This window comes from Flavobacterium branchiophilum FL-15 (assembly GCF_000253275.1).
Lineage (GTDB): Bacteria > Bacteroidota > Bacteroidia > Flavobacteriales > Flavobacteriaceae > Flavobacterium > Flavobacterium branchiophilum.
The window spans coordinates 1844356-1869407 of sequence record NC_016001.1; the positions used below are offsets into that span (position 1 = coordinate 1844356).

Annotated in this window: 20 protein-coding genes; 18 read left to right on the forward strand and 2 right to left on the reverse strand. The window is 30.9% G+C overall.

Translation table 11 applies throughout. The features are described from left to right. Positions 1-76 precede the first annotated feature (76 nt). Positions 77-3763, forward strand: coding sequence for a phosphoribosylformylglycinamidine synthase (gene purL, locus FBFL15_RS07945; protein WP_014084099.1), 3687 nt, complete (start codon positions 77-79; stop codon positions 3761-3763). A 115-nt stretch (positions 3764-3878) separates the two neighbouring features. Here purL and sppA read toward each other — a convergent pair whose 3' ends face one another. Further along, complete coding sequence (gene sppA / locus FBFL15_RS07950) at positions 3879-5636, reverse strand: signal peptide peptidase SppA (RefSeq protein ID WP_014084100.1); 1758 nt, start codon at positions 5634-5636, stop codon at positions 3879-3881. A gap of 224 nt (positions 5637-5860) precedes the next feature. Here sppA and dnaX point away from each other — a divergent pair, with 224 nt between their 5' ends. From dnaX to FBFL15_RS08035, 17 genes are all read left to right on the forward strand, one after another. Beyond that, positions 5861-6946, forward strand: a complete 1086-nt coding sequence (gene dnaX, locus FBFL15_RS07955) for a DNA polymerase III subunit gamma/tau (RefSeq protein WP_014084101.1) — start codon at positions 5861-5863, stop codon at positions 6944-6946. A gap of 185 nt (positions 6947-7131) precedes the next feature. Further along, positions 7132-7539: a DNA polymerase III gene (locus tag FBFL15_RS07960; RefSeq protein ID WP_223302248.1), complete on the forward strand. Its 408-nt coding sequence runs from the start codon at positions 7132-7134 to the stop codon at positions 7537-7539. Positions 7540-7572: 33 nt separating this feature from the next. Continuing rightward, a complete protein-coding gene (locus FBFL15_RS07965) occupies positions 7573-7989 on the forward strand; it encodes an META domain-containing protein (protein WP_014084103.1) in 417 nt (138 codons plus the stop codon). Positions 7990-8152: 163 nt separating this feature from the next. After that, positions 8153-9556 carry a dihydrolipoyl dehydrogenase gene (gene lpdA, locus FBFL15_RS07970; protein WP_014084104.1) on the forward strand — a complete coding sequence of 468 codons (1404 nt, stop codon included), beginning with the start codon at positions 8153-8155 and terminating at the stop codon, positions 9554-9556. A gap of 65 nt (positions 9557-9621) precedes the next feature. Further along, positions 9622-10287: a hypothetical protein gene (locus FBFL15_RS15755; protein ID WP_014084105.1), complete on the forward strand. Its 666-nt coding sequence runs from the start codon at positions 9622-9624 to the stop codon at positions 10285-10287. A 248-nt stretch (positions 10288-10535) separates the two neighbouring features. After that, complete coding sequence (locus tag FBFL15_RS07980) at positions 10536-11486, forward strand: phosphoribosylaminoimidazolesuccinocarboxamide synthase (protein ID WP_014084106.1); 951 nt, start codon at positions 10536-10538, stop codon at positions 11484-11486. Between the two features lie 6 nt (positions 11487-11492). Further along, positions 11493-11876, forward strand: a complete 384-nt coding sequence (locus FBFL15_RS07985; RefSeq protein ID WP_014084107.1) for a RidA family protein — start codon at positions 11493-11495, stop codon at positions 11874-11876. A gap of 121 nt (positions 11877-11997) precedes the next feature. Beyond that, positions 11998-13083 carry a non-hydrolyzing UDP-N-acetylglucosamine 2-epimerase gene (wecB, locus tag FBFL15_RS07990; RefSeq protein WP_014084108.1) on the forward strand — a complete coding sequence of 362 codons (1086 nt, stop codon included), beginning with the start codon at positions 11998-12000 and terminating at the stop codon, positions 13081-13083. A 12-nt stretch (positions 13084-13095) separates the two neighbouring features. Then, positions 13096-14964 (forward strand): heparinase II/III domain-containing protein, encoded by a 1869-nt coding sequence (locus FBFL15_RS07995; RefSeq protein WP_014084109.1) that lies wholly within the window; start codon positions 13096-13098, stop codon positions 14962-14964. Beyond that, positions 14964-16205 carry a glycosyltransferase family 4 protein gene (locus tag FBFL15_RS08000; protein WP_014084110.1) on the forward strand — a complete coding sequence of 414 codons (1242 nt, stop codon included), beginning with the start codon at positions 14964-14966 and terminating at the stop codon, positions 16203-16205. The genes FBFL15_RS07995 and FBFL15_RS08000 overlap by 1 nt, the downstream gene beginning before the upstream one ends. A 3-nt stretch (positions 16206-16208) precedes the next feature. Further along, positions 16209-16811, forward strand: a complete 603-nt coding sequence (locus FBFL15_RS08005; RefSeq protein ID WP_014084111.1) for a sugar transferase — start codon at positions 16209-16211, stop codon at positions 16809-16811. Next, complete coding sequence (locus FBFL15_RS08010) at positions 16801-17415, forward strand: acetyltransferase (RefSeq protein ID WP_148267905.1); 615 nt, start codon at positions 16801-16803, stop codon at positions 17413-17415. The genes FBFL15_RS08005 and FBFL15_RS08010 overlap by 11 nt, the downstream gene beginning before the upstream one ends. A 1-nt stretch (position 17416) precedes the next feature. Beyond that, on the forward strand, positions 17417-17968 hold the full coding sequence (locus FBFL15_RS08015; RefSeq protein WP_014084113.1) for a sugar transferase: 552 nt from the start codon (positions 17417-17419) through the stop codon (positions 17966-17968). Next, complete coding sequence (locus FBFL15_RS08020; protein ID WP_014084114.1) at positions 17965-19113, forward strand: DegT/DnrJ/EryC1/StrS family aminotransferase; 1149 nt, start codon at positions 17965-17967, stop codon at positions 19111-19113. The genes FBFL15_RS08015 and FBFL15_RS08020 overlap by 4 nt, the downstream gene beginning before the upstream one ends. Further along, entirely contained in the window at positions 19113-21032 is a 1920-nt protein-coding gene (locus FBFL15_RS08025; RefSeq protein ID WP_014084115.1) for a polysaccharide biosynthesis protein, read from the forward strand. Before FBFL15_RS08020 ends, FBFL15_RS08025 begins: the two co-directional genes overlap by 1 nt. A gap of 84 nt (positions 21033-21116) precedes the next feature. Then, positions 21117-21878, forward strand: coding sequence for a polysaccharide biosynthesis/export family protein (locus tag FBFL15_RS08030; RefSeq protein ID WP_014084116.1), 762 nt, complete (start codon positions 21117-21119; stop codon positions 21876-21878). Next, the gene (locus FBFL15_RS08035) at positions 21875-24244 is read left to right on the forward strand and encodes a GumC family protein (RefSeq protein WP_014084117.1); all 2370 of its coding nucleotides are present in this window, start codon (positions 21875-21877) and stop codon (positions 24242-24244) included. Before FBFL15_RS08030 ends, FBFL15_RS08035 begins: the two co-directional genes overlap by 4 nt. Before the next feature lie 39 nt (positions 24245-24283). On the opposite strand, the gene FBFL15_RS08040 is transcribed toward FBFL15_RS08035, so the two are convergent. Further along, positions 24284-25027, reverse strand: a complete 744-nt coding sequence (locus tag FBFL15_RS08040; RefSeq protein ID WP_014084118.1) for a tyrosine-protein phosphatase — start codon at positions 25025-25027, stop codon at positions 24284-24286. Between the last annotated feature and the right edge of the window lie 25 nt (positions 25028-25052).

A 25052-nucleotide genomic window follows, 5' to 3' on the forward strand; every position in this document is an offset into this window, starting at 1 on the left:
TGTATTTTAAATCATAAAGTTTTTGTGTTTTGAATTGTAAAATACTAATTTTGCCAACACAACTAAATTCAGCACCATGATTACATTTTTCGGTAACGAAACAGCTACAGTTTTTGCGGTTCAAACGCAAACCAACTTATCGACAGAAGATTGCAACAAATTAAATTGGCTTTTTGGCAACGCACATAAAATAGAAAAATCCGTACTTGCGGATTTTTTTGTTGGTCCAAGAGCCACAATGATTACGCCTTGGAGTACAAATGCGGTTGAAATTACTCAAAATATGGGTATTTCAGGAATTATCAGAATTGAAGAATTCCAAAAAGTAACGGCTGATTTTCAAGATTTTGATCCAATGTTGTTTCAAAAATATACAGAATTACATCAAGAAATATTTACCATCAATATTCAACCTGAACCTATTTTAGAAATTGACGATATTTCATCGTACAACAAAACAGAAGGTTTAGCATTGAGTGCTGAAGAAGTCGATTATTTAAACAATCTTTCTACTAAATTAAATAGAAAATTAACCGATTCTGAAATTTTTGCCTTTTCACAAGCCAATTCAGAACACTGCCGTCATAAAATTTTCAACGGAACTTTTATTGTTGATGGCGAAGAACAACCAACATCGTTATTCAAATTAATTAGAAAAACATCTGAAACACATCCAAACGAAATTGTTTCGGCATATAAAGATAATGTGGCTTTCGTTAAAGGTCCAAAAGTAATACAGTTTGCACCAAAAAGCGCTGATAAACCCGATTTTTACGAAGAAAAGGAATTTGATTCGGTACTTTCATTAAAAGCAGAAACGCATAATTTCCCTACAACAGTTGAGCCTTTTAATGGAGCGGCAACAGGTTCGGGAGGAGAAATTCGGGATCGTTTAGCGGGTGGACAAGGTTCGTTGCCTTTAGCGGGAACTGCAGTGTATATGACTTCTTATTCTCGTTTGGCAGAAAATCGTCCTTGGGAAAACGATATGGCAGCTCGCCCTTGGTTGTATCAAACGCCGATGGATATTTTAATTAAAGCCTCAAACGGAGCATCCGATTTTGGAAATAAATTTGGACAACCCTTAATTACAGGTTCTATTTTAACATTTGAACACGAAGAGGAAGCACGCAAATTAGGTTACGATAAAGTAATCATGCAAGCCGGTGGAATTGGATACGGAAAATTAGACCAAGCGAAAAAAAAGAAACCAACTGCAGGTGATAAAATTGTCATTCTGGGTGGTGAAAATTATAGAATTGGAATGGGTGGTGCCGCAGTATCTTCAGCAGATACAGGTGCTTTTGGTTCTGGGATTGAACTAAATGCCATTCAGCGTTCCAATCCAGAAATGCAAAAACGTGCTGCCAATGCCATTCGTGGATTGGTGGAAAGTGATAACAACCCTATTGTTTCTATTCACGACCATGGTGCTGGTGGACATTTGAATTGTTTATCGGAATTGGTAGAAGAAACAGGAGGTTTAATTGATTTGGATAAATTACCTGTGGGCGACCCAACTCTTTCGGCAAAAGAAATCATCGGAAACGAATCGCAAGAACGAATGGGCTTGGTTATTGGGCAAAAAGACATCGAAACCTTACAACGCATTGCCGATAGAGAACGTTCGCCAATGTATGAAGTGGGTGATGTAACCAACGACCATCGTTTTACATTTGAATCCAAATCGAAAGGCGAAAAACCAATGGATTATGCCTTGGAAGATTTCTTTGGAAGTTCGCCAAAAACCATAATGACAGATACTACTGTTGCTAGAAATTATAGTAATTCGGAATATAATGCCAGTGAAATTCCAACCTATTTAAATCAAGTATTAAAATTAGAAGCCGTAGCTTGTAAAGATTGGTTAACCAATAAAGTAGACCGTTGTGTAGGTGGAAAAGTAGCCAAACAACAATGTGCAGGTCCGTTACAATTGCCTTTAAATAATGTAGGTGTAATGGCTTTAGATTATAAAGGAAAAGAAGGAATTGCTACTTCTATTGGGCACGCTCCTATTTCAGCTTTAATTGATCCGGTAGCCGGAAGTAGAAATGCCATTGCAGAATCGCTTTCAAATTTAGTTTGGGCACCATTAAAAGACGGTTTAGCTTCGGTTTCTTTATCGGCAAACTGGATGTGGGCGTGTAAAAACGAAGGTGAAGATGCCCGTTTGTATCAAGCCGTAAAAGGATGTTCGGATTTTGCTATCGAATTGGGAATCAATATTCCAACAGGAAAAGATTCCTTATCAATGAAACAAAAATACCCAAATGACGAAGTAATTGCACCAGGAACGGTTATTATTTCAGCAGCAGGAAATTGTTCGAATATCACTAAAGTAGTAGAACCAGTTTTTAAACGAAATGGCGGAAACATTTACTACATCAATTTATCACAAGATGATTTTAAATTAGGAGGTTCTTCATTTTATCAAACGCAAAATAAAGTTGGAAATGAAACGTCAACTATTAAAGACGCTACGTTTTTCAAAAAAGCATTCAACACCTTACAAGAGTTAATTAAAGACAGAAAAATTAATGCTGGACACGATATTGGAAGTGGTGGTTTGATTACTACTTTATTAGAATTATGTTTCAGCCCCCTAACCCCCGAAGGGGGAACCTCAAACTTTGAGGAAACGGGAATGAAATTAAGTTTTGATTGTTTTGAAGAAAAAGATTTAGTCAAAATATTATTTTCAGAAAACATCGGCGTTGTCGTTCAACCTGCTAATAATGAAGAATTTGAAGCTTATTTGAATGAAAATAAAGTAGAATTTTTCAATCTTGGTGAAGTTACTAATTCTGGAAAATTGGAATTTGGAACTTGGAAATTGGATATTGCCACGTGCCGAAGAACTTGGTATGAAACCTCGTATTTATTAGACCAAAAACAAACAAAAAACGGAAAAGCAAAAGAACGTTTTGAGAATTTTGATAAACAACCATTACAATTTTCATTTCCATCGCATTTTGATGGTAAATTACCTGTAATTCCTGCTGGTGCAAAGCCTAAAGCAGCCATTATTCGTGAAAAAGGAAGTAACTCCGAACGAGAAATGGCAAATGCAATGTTCTTGGCTGGTTTTGATGTAAAAGACGTTCACATGACCGATTTAATTTCGGGAAGAGAAACTTTGGAAGATATACAATTTATTGGTGCTGTGGGTGGTTTCTCCAATTCCGATGTGTTGGGTTCGGCAAAAGGTTGGGCAGGTGCCTTTTTATACAATGAAAAAGCAAACACGGCTTTAAAAAACTTCTTTAAAAGAGAAGATACCCTTTCTGTTGGAATCTGTAACGGCTGCCAATTGATGATGGAATTGGAACTCATCAATCCAGAGCATGAAGTGCATGGAAAAATGAAACACAACGATTCCCACAAACATGAAAGCGGCTTTACATCGGTAAAAATTCAGAAAAACAACTCGGTGATGCTTTCCACATTAGAAGGGGCTACTTTAGGCGTTTGGATTTCGCACGGTGAAGGGAAATTCAATTTGCCAATGCCTGAAAATCAATATAATATAGTTGCAAAATATGGCTACGAAGGCTATCCTGCCAATCCAAACGGTTCGGATTACAACACCGCCATGCTATGCGACACTACTGGAAGACATTTAGTAATGATGCCACACATTGAGCGTTCAACGTTCCCTTGGAATTGGGCAAATTATCCAGACAGAAATCAAAAGGATGAAGTTTCACCTTGGTTAGAAGCCTTTGTAAACGCCAGAAAATGGATTGAAAATCAAAAATAATATTCAAAAATTAAGATAAAAAAGGCTGTCCATTTATTTTGGACAGCCTTTTTATTTGCGAAAATGCCATTAATTTAATGCCATTTTCAAAAAAACAAATGTAATAACAAGTCAACTATTTAATTTCTAATTCGTAAGGCAATATGGCTTGAACTCCTTGTCGTGCTTTAAGTTGTTTGATTTTTTGTAATATTTGATAATTTTCATTACCAATTTCTTCTTTTATCAATTCCGTTTTTGAAGAAGCAAAAGGTAAATTTTTAAACATATCTTTAAAATCTTTTTCGTATTCAGGAAAATTTACGGTTCCATAATCTTTTGTATTTGTAATTTTAGCAGCATATTGAATGGCCGCATCAAGACCACCAATGTCATCTACAAGTCCGATTTTTTTAGCATCGGCACCGCTCCAAACCCTTCCTTGACCAATTGCATCTACTTGAGCTATGGTTAATTTACGTCCTTTTGAAACCCTTTGTAAAAAAACATTATAAATATTTTCGACTCCTTCTAATGTAAATGCTCTATATTTATCATCTAAAGGAACAAATGGACTATAACTAGAAGCATTTTCGTGAGTTTTAACTTGATCAGCATGAATCCCATATCTATTTGCCGCTTCATTAAAATTAGGCAACATTCCAAATACACCAATAGAACCCGTAATGGTATTGGCTTCGGCAAAAATTCTATTAGCATTACAAGAAATATAATAACCACCTGAAGCAGCATAATTTCCCATTGAAACCACTACGGGTTTAACTTTTTTTGTAATTTCAATTTCTCTCCAAATCAATTCAGAAGTTAAAGCACTTCCTCCTGGCGAATTGACTCTCAACACTATAGCTTTGATATTTTCATCTTTACGAGCATCTTGCAAGGAACGTCTCATAGCCCCTTCGCCAATAATGTTTACATCTCCTTCACCACCATTGATTTCGCCTTGTGCATAAATCACGGCAATTTTATCTGTTTTTAAAACTCCTGAAGCCGTAGTAGCAACATTATTAGAATAATCACTGATGCTTATAACATTATAGTCCTCTTTTTTATCAATTTTTAATAATGTTTTAATGTCATTATGGTATTCATCTTCATAAGCGATTTTATCAATCAAGTGAACATTTTTTGCCATTTGTGGTGTTCTAGCTAAAAGTCCGTTTGCTATTTCATTCAAAGTTTGAACAGGAATTTTTCTACTAATTGCTATATCATTTACAATTGAATTCCATAATGAAGTTAATAAAGCCGAAGTTTGTTCTTTATTGGCGTCGCTCATTTTATTTTCTAAAAACGGTTCAACAGCCGATTTGAATTTACCGTGTCTGATCACCTCCATTTTGAGGCCCGTTTTTTCTTGAAAATCTTTAAAAAATAAATATTGGGCAGAAAGACCTTTAAAATCTAAATCGCCAACGGGATTCAAATAGATGGTGTTGGCCACCGAATTTAAATAATACTCTTTTTGAGAAAACCCGTCAGAATAAGCCAAAACAAATTTTCCTGATTTTTTAAAATCTTCCAAAGCATCTCTCAAAGCTTTTGTTTGAGCAATTCCTAACATCGAATAGTTATTCAAAATAGAAATACCTTTAATATTTTCGTCTGTTTTTGCATAGTCTATAGCATTTAAAATATCAATTAAACCATCGTGCTTGGCTTCAAAATAATTAATATCTTTATAGTTGGTTTTTCCAGCATAATCTTCTGTAATTTCGGATAAATTTAATTCTAAAACGCTATCTTTTTCAACAGATACGGCATCATCGCCACCTCCAAAAATCAAACCTAAAATGATGATTCCAAAAAAACTTACCATCAAAAAAACAAAAATACCAACAACCGTGGATAATACATTGCCTAAAAATTTCATATTCTAAATATATTAAATTAACTATTAATTTTATTTGTAAGTCGTAAAAATAATAAATTGTTACAACATATACTAATTTTTTGAAAAATAGGGATTTAATTTTAATTGAAAAACCTAAAAAGTTGCATTTATTAGTTGCATTTAGCTTTTTTAAAAAGAATAATTTTTTTTTGAAATATTAAAATTTACAATTACATTTGTCAAATCAAAAAATATAAAATCAAATGGAGCAATTTGTTGTATCAGCTAGAAAATACCGTCCACAAACATTTAAAGATGTTGTTGGACAGAAAGCGATTACAAATACATTGCTCAATGCAATAGAAACAAATCATTTAGCATCGGCACTATTATTTACGGGGCCAAGGGGTGTAGGTAAAACCACGTGTGCAAGGATTTTAGCCAGAAAAATAAACCAACCAGGCTATGACGACCCAATGGAGGATTTTGCATTTAATGTTTTTGAATTAGATGCGGCTTCCAACAACTCTGTTGATGACATAAGAAATTTGATAGAGCAAGTTCGCATACCACCTCAAACAGGAAAATATAAGGTTTATATTATAGACGAGGTACACATGCTTTCGTCTGCAGCATTTAATGCTTTTTTAAAAACATTAGAAGAACCGCCAAGTCATGCAATATTTATATTAGCAACAACTGAAAAACATAAAATTTTACCTACAATATTATCTCGTTGTCAAATATTTGATTTCAAACGAATTACGGTAAAAGATGCAAAAGAACATTTAGCAGAAGTAGCAGAAAATCAAGGGATTGCTTTTGAAGATGATGCTTTACACATTATTGCACAAAAAGCAGACGGTGCTATGAGAGATGCCTTGTCTATTTTTGACAGAGTTGTTTCATTTTGTGGAAAAAACCTAACAAGACAGGCGGTTACAGAAAACTTAAATGTTTTAGATTACGAAACTTATATTGACATAACCGATTTAATATTAGACAGAAAAATACCCGAAATATTAGTTGCATACAACGACATATTGTCAAAAGGGTTTGATGGACATCATTTTATAGCTGGTTTGGCCTCGCATTTTAGAGATTTATTAGTGGCTCAAACTCCAGCTACATTAATATTATTAGAAGCAGGCGAACAAGCCCAAAAAATGTATGGCACACAGGCACAAAAAACCCATCAAGCATTTTTATTAAAAGCTATAGATTTGACAAATGATTGTGATTTGAAATATAAATCCTCACAAAATCAAAGGCTATTGGCAGAATTATGCTTAATGCAATTGGCCTCTATCGATTTTGATGGAGAAAAAAAAAAGTTGAATCCTTCATAATTCCAGCAACCTACTTTAAAAAAGTAGCTTATACTATTGTTGAAGACAAACCCGTACCAAAAACACCAAGCCAAAATTTTGAGACAAATCAACAAACTGTAAAGCCAAAAGAACCTGATTTTAAGCCAAATGAACCAAAGGTTTCTGCATTTTCTTTGTCGAGCATCAAAGCTAAAAAAGAGTTAATGCAACAAGCTGCAACAGTGCAACATGATCCTACACATTTGCCAAAAGAGCCTTTTACAGAAACAGAAATGCGATTGTATTGGAACAAATATGCTGAAAGATTAGGACAAAAAGGATATAAAATCATGGAATCGTTATTGATTATGAATAATCCTATTTTAGATGGCACAACTATTACATTGGAGCTTGCTAATGAAGGCTCAAAAATTGATTTTGAAACTGAAAAAAATGGGTTATTAGGATATTTAAGAGGTCATTTGCATAATCATGAAATTACAATTCAAGTAAATGTTAATGAAAATGTTGAAACAAAATTTGCATTTACGCCAATTGATAAATACAATCGATTGAAAGAAATCAATCCCAGTATCGAATTACTGAAAAAAACTTTTGATTTGGATTTTTAAATTAATTATGATAATCATTATATAGTACAACAAATGAAAAAATACATGTTACCTTTATTACTTATTTTGTTTCCAATGACATTCTTTGGTCAAGCTCAAAAAAATAATTTAGAAAAACTCAAAAATGTGTGGATGCTAGTCAAATTTGAAAAATTTAGCAAAGAACAACTGGTACAAAATGAAGCACAAATACGAATAAATGACTCCAATTCTGGTTCGGCTCAAATGGGTTGCAATGATTTACATTTTAGTTTTAAAATAAAAAACGATAAGAACATACAATTTTCTGATGTGATAAGCACCAAAAAAATGTGTATGGATATTGCATTAGAAAACGCTTTTTGTAAAAAATTAAAAACTTTTACAAAATACAAAATAGAAGGTCATTTTTTAATTCTTACAAATAGTAAAAATGAAGAAATGAAATTTATTGAAGCCGCATGGGATTAAAATTGGGTATGATTCTATAATTATATGCAAGAAAAAAGACTAAACATTAGATAAAATTTAACAAAATTACAAAATCATTTGTTTTTAATTAAAAAATAACAAAAAAAATATTTGTTAAAAAAAAATAATTTGTACTTTTGTAAGCATAAAAAAAAATAAAACTATGAGTTCATTTGACGTAGTCGTAATAGGTTCAGGGCCTGGAGGATATGTGTCAGCAATACGCTGTGCACAATTAGGATTTAAAACAGCAATCATCGAAAAATACAGTACCTTAGGGGGTACATGTTTGAACGTAGGATGTATTCCATCAAAAGCATTGCTTTCATCATCGCATCATTATAGCGATTTGGCCCATTTGGCCGATCATGGCATTGAAATTAGTGGCGACATTGCATTCAATTTAGAAAAAATGATTGCCAGAAAACAAGCCGTTGTAGATCAAACATCGGGAGGAGTAAAATTTTTAATGGATAAAAATAAAATTACAGTTTTTGAAGGACTTGGTTCGTTTATAGATGCCAATACGATTGCCATTGCTAAAGCAGATGGTACAACAGAAACCCTTTCGACCAAAAATGTAATTATAGCAACTGGTTCAAAACCATCTAATTTACCATTTATCAAAATTGATAAAGAAAGAATCATTACATCAACAGAGGCATTAAAATTAAAAGAAGTGCCTAAACACTTGGTTGTAATTGGAGGTGGGGTTATTGGTATTGAACTTGGACAAGTTTATTTAAGATTAGGTGCACAAGTATCTGTAGTTGAGTATCTTGATAGAATTATTCCTGGGATGGATGCAGCCCTTTCAAAAGAATTGACCAAAGTTTTGAAAAAACAAGGTATGAAATTTTATACCTCTCATAAAGTCAAATCTGTTGAAAGAAGTGGAGAGGGTGTTGTGGTACAGGCAGAAAATGCTAAAGGAGAAATGATTACATTAGAGGGTGATTATTCCTTAGTTTCTGTTGGTAGAAGACCTTATACTGATGGCTTAAATGCTGCAAATGCTGGTGTAAAAATTTCAGACAGAGGTCAAATTGAAGTAAATGATCATTTACAAACAAATATTCCAAACATTTACGCCATTGGCGATGTAGTTAGAGGAGCCATGTTGGCCCATAAAGCAGAAGAAGAAGGTGTTTTAGTAGCCGAAATTTTGGCGGGACAAAAACCCCATATCGATTATAATTTAATTCCAGGTGTTGTATATACTTGGCCAGAAGTTGCGGCTGTAGGAAAAACAGAAGAGCAATTGAAGGAAGCTGGCATTACATTTAAGTCTGGAAGTTTTCCATTTAAAGCATTAGGAAGAGCAAGAGCAAGTGCCGATTTGGATGGTTTTGTTAAAATATTAGCAGATGCCAAAACAGACGAAGTTTTGGGGATCCATATCATTGGAGCAAGAGCAGCAGATTTGATTGCTGAAGCAGTAACTGCCATGGAATATAGAGCTTCTGCCGAAGATATTTCGAGAATGAGTCATGCCCATCCCACATTTGCAGAAGCAATAAAAGAGGCCGCATTAGCAGCAACAGAAAATAGAGCTTTGCATGTTTAATAATAATAAAAAATTAAAACCTCCCATTATGAAAACGGGAGGTTTTTTTATTAAATGGTTTTATAATGAGATTTTTATTTGTAATTTTACTATTTTTCACTAAGTTTATTTGGTGTTTTTCTCAAATCCAACCCAATTCAATAAAATATTATTATCCAAAAGATTCACTAAAATTTAAGAAGGAAAATTCTTATTTAGAATTTGAATATGATAAATTATTATATGGAAAAACTACCATGATAATTCATTGTGAAATGAATAATAAAGTATTTGATTTTATTTTTAAAAAAAACATTCGTAAATTATCAAATTATGGGGGTAATTATAGTGATGTATATGGTATTCAAAAAAATGGTAATTACGGAGTAGTTGAAAAATATTATAATGAACCTTTTACAATTTCTGAGCACAATTTGTATGCCTTTATAATAGAAAATAAAAACAATGTTTTAATAAAAAAAATAACATTTCAAGATTTTGGCAATGAGGTTTTTTGGCCTGAATTTGATTATTCAAATTGTAGTATAAGTGACGAAAATCAAGATGGAATGCCAGAATTTTATTTATCCTATATGTGTGAAAGTGATGGATTAGATGCCAAGCCTTTTAAACAAATAATATATACATTTGATACGAAAAACCAAACTAAATTAATAAAATCAAAGACTACAGCTTACTATCCTGCCGGAAATGAAGGTGAAACATACAAAACGGAATCAGATTTTAATTAGAATAAACTTCCAAAATTAATAAGATTCAAAAGTAAGTTAATATTAAATAAACATAAGATTTTATATTTTAAAAATCAAAATTAAAATCTATTAATCATATTAATAATTAATTTTTTATGCTTTTATATTATACTAAATAATGTTATTTGTAATTTACATCAAAAAAAAGATAGCAATAAATACTTTTTGAAAAAACGAAATTAGTTATTAAATTTATTATTTTTGCAAAAAATACAACACATTGACAAATGAATACAATTACTACTACTCAATTCCATTTTCCGAACCAAAAATCAGTATATAGAGGTAAAGTGCGAGAAGTTTATCAAATAAATGATGATTTATTGGTGATGATTGCTACGGATAGATTGTCTGCCTTTGATGTAGTTTTGCCAAAAGGAATTCCATATAAAGGACAAATATTGAATCAAATAGCTACAAAATTCATGGAAATGACAGCGGATATAGTTCCAAATTGGTTACTTGCCACACCAGATCCTAATGTAGCAATCGGACATTTGTGTGAACCATTTAAAGTAGAAATGGTAATTAGAGGTTATTTATCAGGTCATGCAGCACGAACCTATTCTGAAGGAAAAAGAGTATTATGTGGTGTAGAAATGCCAGAGGGCATGCGAGAAAATGATCGTTTTCCTAGTCCAATAATAACACCAACAACAAAAGCAGACAACGGGTCGCATGATGAAGATATATCAAGAGAATCTATTTTAGAACAACAATTAGTTTCTGAAGAAGATTATATCATTTTAGAGCAATATACCCGAGCATTATTTGAAAGAGGTACTGCGATTGCGGCATCGAGAGGGTTGATTTTGGTAGATACCAAATATGAGTTTGGAAAAACAAAAGAGGGTCAAATTGTGTTGATTGATGAAATACACACACCCGATTCGAGCAGGTATTTTTATTCAGAAGGCTATGAAGAAAGACAAGCAAGTGGCGAAGAACAAAAGCAATTGTCAAAAGAATTTGTAAGAAGATGGTTGATTGAAAATGGTTTTCAAGGAAAAGAAGGACAGCAAATTCCTGAAATGACTGATAAATATATAGAATCTGTATCTGATAGATATATAGAATTATTTGAAAATATATTAGGAGAAAGTTTTGTTAAGGCAGATATTACTGATATACAATCAAGAATTGAGAAAAATGTATTGAATTATTTAGCAAACAATTAATTAGAAATGAGAAAAAATATACTTACAGGTTCGCCTTGGGAAGATAAAATGGGATACTGCAGAGCAGTACGGATTGGAAATATTATAGAAGTATCTGGAACAGTTGCAATTGTAGATGGAGAAAAAGTAACCGCAACAGATGCTTATAGTCAGACATTGAATATATTAGAAAGAGTAGCAGTAGTATTACAAGATTTGGAGGTGAGTATGCAAGATGTCATTAGGACCCGAATATTTACTACAAATATTAATACTTTTGAAGAAGTTGCCCGTGCCCATGCAAGCTTTTTTAAGGATGTAAAACCTACAACTGGATTTTATGAAATAAGCAAACTTGTAGCACCAGAATATTTGGTAGAGATTGAATTTACTGCCATTGCCCAAAAGTAGCAAATTGCCCTAGCCCAGATTGAAGTGGAAATCCTTTTAATTTTTTTCTTTAAAAAAATTAAAAGATTGAAACGAAAAGCTGGAAATAGCTCCAAATTTATAAATAAAATAATCGAATTATATGAAAATAGACTTAATTGCGGGTGCAAGACCTAATTTTATGAAAATTGCACCTATCACACATGCCATTCAAAAAGCAAAATCTGAAGGAAAAGATATTTCCTTTAGGTTGATTCATACAGGACAGCATTTTGACAAGAATATGAGTGAATCGTTTTTTGAGCAATTGCAAATTCCAAACCCTGATGTGAATTTAGGAGCAGGAGGAGGCACACAAGCAGAGCAAACAGCTGCCATAATGATAGGTTATGAGAAATTACTGATGTCATCGCCTTCAGAATTGTGTTTGGTTGTAGGAGATGTAACCTCTACGATGGCATGTGCGATTGTGGCACAAAAAATGAAAATTAAAGTTGCTCACGTAGAAGCGGGTATTCGATCTGGAGATTGGAGTATGCCCGAGGAAATAAATCGTATGGTTACCGATGCTATAACAAATTATTTTTTTACGACATCGGAAGTAGCCAATATTAATTTAAAAAATTCAGGTATTGCTGAAAATAATATTTATTTTGTAGGCAATACAATGATTGATACTTTGATGATTCAAATGCATAATTTAAGAAAACCTGATTTTTTTGATGCACTTGAATTAAAAAACAAGCAGTATTTGGTGATGACTTTACACCGCCCAGCCAATGTGGATGAGGAAGGAAAGTTAAAACAATTGATTCAAGAAATTGTTTTACATTCAGAAAGGTTGCCCATTATTTTTCCAGTACATCCAAGAACGGCAAAAATTTTGGAAGGCATTGGTATTCAATATGATAACTTGTATTATGTAGAACCGTTAGGGTATTTGGAGTTTAATTATTTGGTAAAAAATGCTAAGGCTGTAATAACCGATTCTGGTGGAATAACAGAAGAAACTACGGTGATGGGCATTCCTTGTTTGACATTGCGAGACAATACAGAGCGTCCCGAAACAGTTACCGTTGGTAGTAATGAACTTGTGGGAACAGATCCAAAAAAAATTGGACCATTCTTACAAATATTAAATGCTGGAAAATGGAAAAAAGGATCGATTCCAGAAAAATGGGATGGTAAAACAGCAGAAAGAATTGTAGAAATTTTATTAAATATGTAACCATTTGAACTAATGAACATTCAATTGGCATTACAGCTTTATAAAAATATGGGGTTCCGATACACTAGATATCGGATATGGCATGAATTGGAAAAAAGAACAGGTTTATTGCAAAAAAAACATCCCGTGTGCCCTGAAACGAAATCATTTATATCGCTAGACACATGGCGACAACAATCTCCCTTATTTATATTTGAATGTAGAAAAACGATTCAAGATAAAAAAATAAGAGATGAAAAATTAAAAGAAAATGCTTTCAATATTTTAAATGGCTCAATTTTATTCTTTAGTAATGAATGGATTCATTTAGGATTGGATTACAATTGGTTGAAAAATCCTGATTCGGGATATGAATACAATATACAAGATCATTGGACAAAAATTCAGGATTTTAATGCAGCAATTGGTGATATAAAATATGTATGGGAAAAAAGCAGATTTACCTATTTGCTTACAATAATGCGATATGATTATCATTTTGATGAAGACCATTCGGCATTTGTTTTTTCGGAAATTGAAAGTTGGATAGACCAAAATCCCATAAATCAGGGGCCAAACTGGAAATGCAGTCAGGAAATTTCATTACGATTATTGAATTGGTTATATGTGTTGAATTTTTACAAAGATACTACTAATTTAACAGAAAAATTATGGCAAAAAATACAAAATGCGGTATATTGGCAATTGCATCATGTAAATGAACATATTCATTTTTCTAGAATAGCTGTAAGAAATAATCATGCAATTACGGAAACCATGATACTTGCTTTGAGTAATATGCTGTTTCCATATATTCCTGAAACCAAAAAATGGAGCCAACGTGGTATTACCTATTTTGAGCAAGAAATTGATTATCAAATATATGAAGATGGTGCATTTATACAGCATAGTATGAATTATCATAGGGTTTTGATACAATTATTATGTTTTGGATTTCAAATATCCAATATTCATAAAAAATATTTTTCAAAAAAAGTGTATGAAAAGGCCTATTCGTGTTTGAATTTTTTATATCAATTTGTAGAAAAATCTAATGGACATTTGCCAAACTATGGGTCAAATGACGGTGCCTTATTTTTTCCATTATCAAATCACGAGTTTAGAGATTATAGGCCGCAACTCAATACACTTCATGTAATATTAACAGGACAAGACTTATTTGAAAACCAGCAAGAAGACTTTATTACAAAGTCAAAATGTTTGTATTCATTTGATGTTTTAGTTCAAAAATATGGAGTAACATTGTTTAAACCTAGCGGGTATTATTTGATTAGAGAAGCAAATTCATTTACATTTTTTAAGTGTGGTAGTTATAAAGATAGGCCCTTTCAGGCAGATAATTTGCATTTGGATATTTGGAAAAATGGCATCAATGTTTTTCGAGATGCTGGTTCTTATAAATACAATACCGATCCGAAATGGGTGCAATTTTTTATGGGTACACAATCACACAATACAGTTATGCTAGAAGGTGCCAATCAGATGTATAAAGGGAGTCGATTTATATGGTTTTATTGGACAAAGGCACTCGACTTTACGTTTAATGAAACAGAAGATTCATATATTTTTGAAGGAAAAATAAGCGTTTTTACTTATATTAATCCTAAAATAACACATGTTCGTAAAGTAACAAAATACAAAGGACAATTGAAATGGTTAGTAGAAGATAGATTAGAAAATTGTACTGGAAAAATGGCACAACAATGTTGGAATATAGCTCCAAATAGTCTAGTTGAAATCATTGCAAACGATACACAAAATACAGTTAATGCAAAATCTTTTGAATCGTATTATTCATCATTATATGGTCATAAAGAACAGCAAATAGGATGCTATTTTGAATTTGAAGATGAGATAAAAACCCAAATAACAATCAATTAATGAATATTTTACTATTACATCAATATTTTTTAGAAGAAAATGACCCTGGAGGTTCAAGGTGGAATGAAATGTCAAAAGTTTGGATAGATCAGGGGCATCAAGTAACTGTACTGGCAGGTATGATTCATGCAAATGGGTCTGAAAAAATGCCAGAATATAAAGGAAAATACTTTGTTGCAAAACAACAAGGAGGAGTTCAAGTAATTAGATGTCATGTATCTGAAAGTTATAATACCAATTTTTTAGGAAGGCTTTGGGGTTATTTTTCATTTGTTTTTTCGTCATTATATGCAGGAATATTCAAAACAAAAGGAAAATTTGATTGTATTGTAGTTACCTCACCCCCCTTATTTATAGGTATAAGTGGTTATTTACTTTCAAGATTAAAAAGAATACCTTTTGTGTTTGAAATTAGAGATTTATGGCCAGAATCGGCAATAGATACAGGAGTAGTTACCAACGGTTTGATTATCAAATTAGCCTATTGGCTTGAGGCATTTTTATACAAAAAAGCAAAACTTATCAATGTTTTGACTCCTGCATTTAGGACTACATTGATAGCACATAAAAAAGTGGATCCCGAAAAAATTATTTTTATACCAAATGCGGCTGATTTCACATTGTCCGATGGTTTATTAAACTCTTTAGATGTTGCACAATTTAGAAAAGACAATCAACTGGAAGGACATTTTGTGATAACTTATGTTGGGGCTCATGGAGTAGCGAATCATTTAGATCAGGTATTAGAAACTGGTAAATTATTGGAAGATACTAATATTTTATTCCTGTTGATTGGGCAAGGAATGGAAAAAGAACGTTTGAAAAAGAAAGCAAAAGATCTGAATTGTATTAATGTAAAATTCATAGACTCTGTACCTAAAGCCTTGGTATTTAAGTATATTTTAGCTTCAGATGTAGGGACCTCTGTATTGAAACGGGTAGATACTTTTAAAACTGTATATTCAAACAAAACATTTGATTATATGGCCTGCAAAAAACCTATATTGATGGCCATCGATGGCGTGTCAAGAGCGTTAGTAGAAGAAGCACAAGCAGGTTTGTTTGTAGAACCAGAAAGGCCAAAGGATTTTGAAGCAAAAATAAGGTTTTATATAGAAAATCCTGAAATATTAAAAAAACATGGCGAGAATGGTTATGAGTATGCTAAAAATAATTTTGACAGACACGTTTTAGCTAAAAAGTACTTACAATTAATTGAATTAAAAATATTTAATAAATAAAGTATGTATAAAAAAATAATTAAACCTTTTTTTGATGTATTTTTTGCAATAATAGGATTAATTTTAATTTTTCCTGTATTTATAATTATTACAATAGCCTTATATTTTGCCAATTCAGGTCAACCCTTTTTCTTTCAAAAGCGGCCTGGAAAAAATGGACACATTTTTACGATCATCAAATTTAAAACGATGAACGATAAAAAAGATGCACTAGGAAATTTATTGGATGATGCACATAGACTAACAAAAATAGGATATTTTATACGAAAAACATCGTTAGATGAAATCACCCAACTCATTAATGTAGCCAAGGGAGAGATGAGTTTTATAGGACCAAGACCCTTATTGCCCGAATATTTGTCTTTATATTCTGTAGAACAAAATCGCAGACATGAAGTAACGCCAGGAATTACTGGTTGGGCACAAGTAAATGGAAGAAATGCCATAAGTTGGAAACAAAAATTTGAATTTGATGTCTGGTATGTGGACCATTGTACTTTTATTTTGGATCTTAAAATCGTTTTTATGACTATCAAGAAAATATTAATAAAAGAAGGAATAACTGCTGAAAATTCAGTATCAATGGAAAAATTTGATGGGAACTAAAAAAATGTTATATGGAGCAAGTGGCCATGCAAAAGTAATTATTGATATTTTATGTTGTAATAATTATCAAATTAATGGTATATTAGATGATTTTTCTGAAGAAAAATATTTATATGAAATTCCAATATACAAGCCTAATATTTATGAAATAAGTAATAATACGGAATTTTTAATTACAATAGGTGATAATACAATACGAAAAAATATAACATCACAAATATTTAATCCATTTTTTAATGCCATCCACCCTAAATCCATAATCTCGAGGTTTTCAAAAATTGGAAATGGCACAGCAATCATGGCAAATGTGGTAATCAACGCTGATGTAACAATAGGAGATCATTGCATCATCAATTCAAGTAGTATAATTGAGCATGAATGTATTATAGGTAATTATGTACATATCTCGCCAAATGCCTGCTTGGCTGGCAATGTAAGCGTAGGAGAGGGCAGTCATATTGGCATTGGAGCGAGTATAATTCCAAATATAAAAATTGGAAAATGGGCAAAAATTGGAGCTGGAGCTGTCATCATCCAAGATGTACCCGATTTTGCATGTGTAGTTGGTAATCCTGGTAAAATAATCAAATTTTTAAATCCATAAAATGCTGAAACGACTATTTGACATTTTATTCTCCATAATTGGTTTGCTATTTTTATCATGGATAATTATTATATTTGTATGTATTGCTACAATAGATACCCAAAGTTTAGGTATATTTTATCAGAAAAGAGTTGGTCAATATGGTAAACTTTTTATTATATATAAAATTAAAACCATTGAGGCAAAAACGGGTAAAATATCTAAAATAGGTCAATTTTTAAGAAAGAGTAAAATAGACGAATTTCCACAATTATGGAACATTTTGATAGGAAACATGAGTTTTGTCGGACCTAGACCAGACATTGAAGGATATTACGACAAATTAGAAGGAGAATATAGAAATATATTGAAATTAAAGCCAGGATTAACATCTGAAGCCTCCATAAAATATGCCAATGAAGAGGAGATTTTGTCGTTTGTCGATAATCCACTAACATATAACGATGAAATTATTTTTAAAGATAAAATAAAAATGAACTTAGAATATTATAATTGTCGGACTTTTTTATTAGATTTGCACATTATATATAAAACATTATTTAGAACAATATGAATCAATCAAAAATATGGCTCTCTTCTCCACATTTAGGAGATTCAGAAAGAAATTTCGTTCAAGAAGCATTTGATAGTAATTGGGTAGCCCCTCTTGGACCAAATGTAAACGGATTTGAACAAGATTTAGAGCAATATTTATCAGAAAATGTTCACGTAGCCGCTTTAAGTTCGGGAACAGCTGCTATTCATTTAAGTTTAATATTACTAGGTATAGGACAAGGCGATGTAGTAATTTGTCAAAGTTTTACATTCTCAGCCTCGGCAAATCCCATATTATACGTTGGTGCTACACCTATATTTGTAGATAGCGAGCACCAAACATGGAATTTGTGTCCAAAAGCAGTTGAAGAGGCAATAATTTCGAGCATCAAAGCAGGCAAAAAACCAAAAGCTATTATTGGTGTACATTTATATGGTATGCCATTTCAAATTGATCAATTAAGAAAATTATCTACTCAATATGATATTCCAATTATTGAAGACAGTGCAGAGGCTTTAGGAAGTACCTATAAAGGTAAAAAATGTGGAACATTTGGTAATATTTCGATATTATCATTTAATGGCAATAAGATTATTACTACATCTGGAGGTGGTGCTTTAGTGTCAAAAGAAAAAGCTATTAAAGAAAAAGCTGTTTTTTTAGCAACACAGGCAAGAGACCATGCAGTGCATTATCAACATTCAGCAATTGGATACAATTATAGGTTGAGCAATATTTGTGCTGGAATAGGGAGAGGCCAAATGGAAGTTTTAGATAAACATGTTGCATTAAGAAGAAATATGCATGTATTTTATAAAGATTTATTTAAAAATATAGATGGAGTAACAGTTTTTGAAGAGCCAAACGAAGATTTTCGTTCAAACCATTGGCTTTCTGCCATTGTGATTGACCCTAAAATAACAAATGGAATAACAAGAGAAGACTTGAGAATAGCATTAGAACAAAATAATATTGAGAGCAGACCTTTATGGAAACCCATGCACTTACAACCTATATTTAATTCCTATTCTTATTTTGGAACAAATGTATGTGAAAACTTATTTGAAAATGGCCTTTGTTTGCCCTCTGGATCCAATACAACAGCAGCAGAAAAATTAAGAATTAAGACCATAATATCAGAAGTTTTTACTTCTAAATACTAATGAAAAAAAACTTAAAAATACAATTGAGAGAAAAAATTACTAATTTGAATTATCTACCGAGGTGGATCATTCTTATTATTGATTTTACAATTATTATTGCTTGTTTGTTTTTTACAGATTTTCTGTTGTCCAAAATGAATAAGGCTTTGTATTTTCATGGCTATTTTGTAGAAGCATTAAGCTTGTATTTTGGAACAAATTTATTTTGTTTTTATTTTTTTAAATCCTATTCAGGTATTATTAGACATTCCTCTATTCAAGATACATTTAAAATTTTTAAAGTACAAGTTGTAACATTATTAACATTATTATTTATAAATAATGCTTATTTTTTTAATTTTGTAAAATATTTTGGCAATGCAGGGTTGGTCATCAATTTTATATTTTGTTTTACACTTTTAGTATTGTTTAGGGTTTTTGTAAAACTAACATTTGAATACTACTTTAGTACTGTATCAAGCAGAAAAGATGAAATAAGAGTATTGGTATATGGAACAGATACCAATTCTATTTCGGTAGTGAATTCAATTCAAACTAATAAAACACAAAAGTATAAAGTTGTAGGATTTATAGATCATAGATATGGTAATACTAATAAATTACTTTTAGCCCTACCTATTTTTTCAAATAAATCTCGTATTCCCGCTTTATTAAGAGTGAATAATTGTCAAGGAATTATACTTACAGATGCTTCATTAACCATTATTGAAAAAACTAAAATTGTAAATGACTGCTTAGAGTTTAATTTTAAGGTTTTTACAGTCCCAAAGATTTCCAATTTAGAAAATGGACAAGAAGTTTCTAATAGAATTAAACATTTTGACATTAACGATTTACTTGAAAGGGATTCGATTATTATTAACAATCATAAAATTGCTGAACAGCACGAGGCTACATGTGTATTAGTAACGGGTGCAGCAGGGTCTATTGGAAGTGAAATTGTAAGACAAATGTATAAATTTTCTCCAAAAAAAATTATTTTACTAGACCAAGCAGAATCGCCTTTGAATGATCTAACATTAGAAATTGAAAAAATATTTACCAATCAAATCGAATTACTTCCATTAATTGGTGATGTAAGAAATTACAACTATATTGATGCTATTCTTAAAGAACACAAACCTGATATCATTTATCACGCGGCCGCCTACAAACATGTTCCTTTAATGGAAATCAACCCCAAGCAAGCCATTCAAACCAATATTATTGGTACAAAAACTGTTGCAACATTGGCCATCAAATATCAAGTTAAAAAATTTGTATTGGTATCTACAGACAAAGCAGTTAATCCAAGTAGTGTTATGGGAGCATCAAAACGAATAGCAGAGCTTACGGTGCAATATTTGAATCAATTAAGTTTTATGAATAAAGATTTTCATACAGAATTTATCATTACTAGATTTGGAAATGTATTAGGGTCGAATGGGTCGGTTGTTCCTTTATTTACCAGACAAATCAATGAAGGAGGCCCCGTAACTTTAACACATCCAGATATTATAAGGTATTTTATGACAATTCCAGAGGCATGCCAATTGGTTTTAGAAGCTGGAATAATGGGAAGTGGTGGTGAAATATTCATTTTTGATATGGGTGAACCCGTAAGAATTTATGATTTGGCTGTTAAAATGATAAAATTAGCAGGTTATCAGCCTAACAAAGATATAGAAATCAAGGTAACAGGATTGAGACCAGGCGAAAAACTTTATGAAGAATTATTGAATGATAAGGCTAAAACTAAAGAAACCTATCATAAAAAAATCATGATTTCAATTGATCATGAAACCAATTTAGAGGAAATATACCAACAAATTTTACAACTTATTGAAAATTACTTAGAAAATAATGATGAAGTAGTAGTTTCTCAAATGAAAGAAATTGTTCCAGAATTTATTAGTTTAAATTCGTTTTATAAAAATTAAAATATTTTATAAATCAAATAGTATAAAATTCTATATTTGCAAAAAAATCAAATAAATAATAAATAATTAAATCAGTATAAATATATGAAATTGAATAAGCAATTGATTGTAATATTATCAATTATTTCATTAACTTCTTGTGTATCTAGAAAAAAATACATTTATTTTCAAGGTAATGAACAAGTTAAAGAAAGTATAGTATCGCAATATGAAACTCGAATACAGCCAGATGATATTATATATTTAGGGTTTTCTTCACAGAATCCTGAATCAGTTGATGTTTTTAATTTAGATTCTAAGTTAGCCGCTCAAAACGTTAATTTTAATGTCAATCGACAATCCTATTTAGTTGATAAAAATGGAAATATTGAATTTCCTGTATTAGGTTCAATTAAAATTGCAGGTATGACTAGAGTTGAACTTACTGATTTTTTTAAAGAAAAATTAAAAAAATATGCAACAGATATAGTTGTAAATCTAAGGATTATAAATTTTAAAGTATCAGTACTTGGCGAAGTTGGGAGACCAGGAATTATCAATGTGGGAAGTGATAGGTTTACAATATTAGATGCTTTGGCACAAGCGTCTGATATTACGCTTTATGGTAAAAAAGAAAATGTACTTATTATTAGAGATGTTGAAGGAAAAAAAACTTATAATTATGTAGATATTACTAAAGCAGATTTAGTCAATTCGCCATTTTATTATTTAAAACAAAATGATGTGATCTATGTAGAACCAAGAGAAGTTAAAGTAAATTCAACTGCTATTGGATCAAATTTAACCACAACACTTTCAATATTTGGAAGTTTACTAACTTTATATATACTAATTACTAGAATATGACAGATAAATCAACCCCAAACAGTCAAAGTCATACCGTACATTTAGAAGAACAATTATACAAATATGTTGTACATTGGAAATGGGTGGTATTATCCATATTAATTTCATTATCGATTGCTTATTTTTATTTAAGATACACTATAACAACTTATGGTGTATCATCTACAGTATTAATAAAATCAGATAAAAAAGGTGGATCTGAATTAGATGCTTTTAGTGAATTAAGTGTATTTCCAGGAAGTAAAAATAGTATTGACAATGAAATAGCTATTTTTCAATCCAGAAGTTTAGCAGAAAGAGCTGCTAGAAAATTAGGAATGAATGTATCTTATTTTGTTGAAGGTATGGTTATTAATACTGAAGCCTATAAAAATTCGCCTGTTAATATAATATTTTTATCGAAAAGTAAAAATTTTGAGGAATCTTACTTTCAGATAAATATGACACCAATTTCAGATACTAAGTTTAAAATTCAAGGAATGAATTTTGATGCTAAAAAAGTATATACATACAACACTGTTCTTAAATCAGATATTGGAACATTTGTAATAAAAAAAGTATCTAATGACATTGAAATTGATAAAAAAATTACAATAGTAGTTGCACCAATAAAAAATACTGCAATAGCATTAAGTAGTGCACTGAAAATTTTAAACGCAAAAAATACGAATATCATTTCTATTGATATGGCTACAGCTAATGAAGCAAAAGCCATGGATTTTATTAATGAATTAGTTGAACAATATAATTTAGATGCTACAGAAGACAGAAACATTATTGCTAATAATACCTATACTTTTATTAAAAAAAGATTAGAAGTAATATCAGAAGAGTTAGAAGGAATTGATAAAAAATCTGAAACATTTAAGAAAAATAATGGTTTAACAGATTTAATTTCAGATGCTTCTTTAAATTTGAATCAAAATTCACAATATAGAAGAAATGTTACGGACATTAGCACAGAAATTTCTGTAAATGGCTATATGGCAGAGGAAGTTTCAAAAGCAACTAATCAAGATTTAATTCCAAGTAATATATTGCCATCAAGTAGTCCCGCAATGCGACTAATAGACGAATTTAACAATGGAGTTTTGGATAGAAAAAGGGTTTTAAAAACTTCAACAATTGCCAATCCCTATATCGTTAATTTAGATGAGAAATTAAAATGGCGGAAAGCTGAGATTTTAAAAGTTTTGAGTAACGAAGGTCGTGCTTTGAGAATCAGACAAGGAAATTTGCAAAACCAAGAAAACTTTTTTCAAACAAAAGTTAGTATGGTTCCTACAAATGAAATGAATTATAAAAAAATTGATAGACAACAAAAAGTTAAGGCAGAATTATATTCTTATTTATTACAAAAAGCTGAACAAACGGCTATCGCATTATCTGTAACTTCGCCAAAAGCTAAAGTTATTGATGCTGCATTTTCTAAAGGTGCTATTGGACCAAACAGAAAATTAATCATGTCGGTAGCATTTGTTATTGGTTTGATTATTCCTTTAGGTATATTATTTATTATATTTTTATTAGATAATAAAATACACACAAGATCTGATATTGAAAGAATTTCATCTATTCCATATCTTGGAGATGTACCTTTGACAAAAGATATTTTAGAAGATGTAACTTCCATAAGTCGTTCAAGTGTTGTTGAATCTTTCAGAATAATACTCACAAATCTTGAGTTTATGCTCACTAATTCCAAAAAAGATACAGCAAAAACTATTTTTATAACTTCGACTATTCTAAAAGAGGGTAAAACGTTTGTTTCTGTAAATTTGTCGAGAACTTTAGCACTTTATGGTAAAAAAGTTCTTTTAATGGGAATGGATTTAAGAAATCCAAAAATTTCTGATTATTTAGATGTAAAATCAGATTTTGGTATGAGTAATTATCTTTCAAATGAAAAAATTAATTTAGAAGACATTATATACAAACAAGAAGGTTACACTGATTTTTATGTGCTTCCATCTGGAATTATACCACCAAATCCAGCCGTTTTATTAAATAGTAAAAAAGTTGAACTTGCTTTTGATGAATTAAAAAAACAATTTGATTATATTATTGCAGATACCGCTCCTGTAAGTTTAGTTACAGATACGTTATTACTTAATAAATATTCTGACATGTTTATTTATGTGGTAAGAGCAAATTACATAAGAAAAAATTCCATTACAATTCCAAACTCATTATTTAAAGAAAATAAATTAAATAATTTATCTATTGTAATCAATGGTGTTAATGCAAAGTCTGGTTATGGATACGGTTATGGCTATGGTTACGGTTACGGTTACGGTTATGGTAATGATGGAAATAATAAACCAAAAAATATTATAGAAAGGATTTTTAATATTTTTAGAAAATAATACATTTAAAAAAGCTGTTCATACTGAACAGCTTTTTTTTTATTGAAAATCAAAAAAAGCATTATTTTTAAATACTTGATTTAATTTTTCATGATTTTTTAAAATGATTTTATTTTGAAGAAATGTAATGTGTTTTTCGTGATGTGTATCCGAGCCAATATAAGTAATTAAATCATTTTTCAATAAATAATCTGCTGTCTTGCTAATCATTGGGCCATAATAACCAACTGTAGATAACATATTCAATTGAAATTTACATCCTGCTTTAATTAGTTTATCATATTCTTTCAAATTATTATGATAGGAATTATACCGTTCTGGATGGGCTAAAATAGGCTGATAACCCGCAATTTGTATTTCAAATAAAATATCATACAATTGAATTGGTGGTGCTAAATAAGACATTTCTACTAAAATATGATTGTCTTTCAAAGGCAAAATTTTATTTCCATTTTTAAGTAAATCATAAAAATGATTGTCCATCATATATTCAGCAGCGGCTTTAAAAGCAATTTTTTTATGTGATTGCACAAAATTTTCTTGAACTAAAGTTAATTTTGAATTGATAATTTCATCATCATTATCCCAAACATTTTTTAATATGTGTGGTGTCGCAATAAAATTTTTAAATCGAAGCTGTTCTAACTTTTCAACTAATACATTCGTATCTTCCAAATTCTTTGCTCCATCATCTATTCCTGGTAATAAATGTGAATGAATATCTGTAAAATTATCTGGAATATAATCCATCAAATAACTACTTTTTTTAAATATTGAAAACATGTTTTTATAAATTTATTTATATATA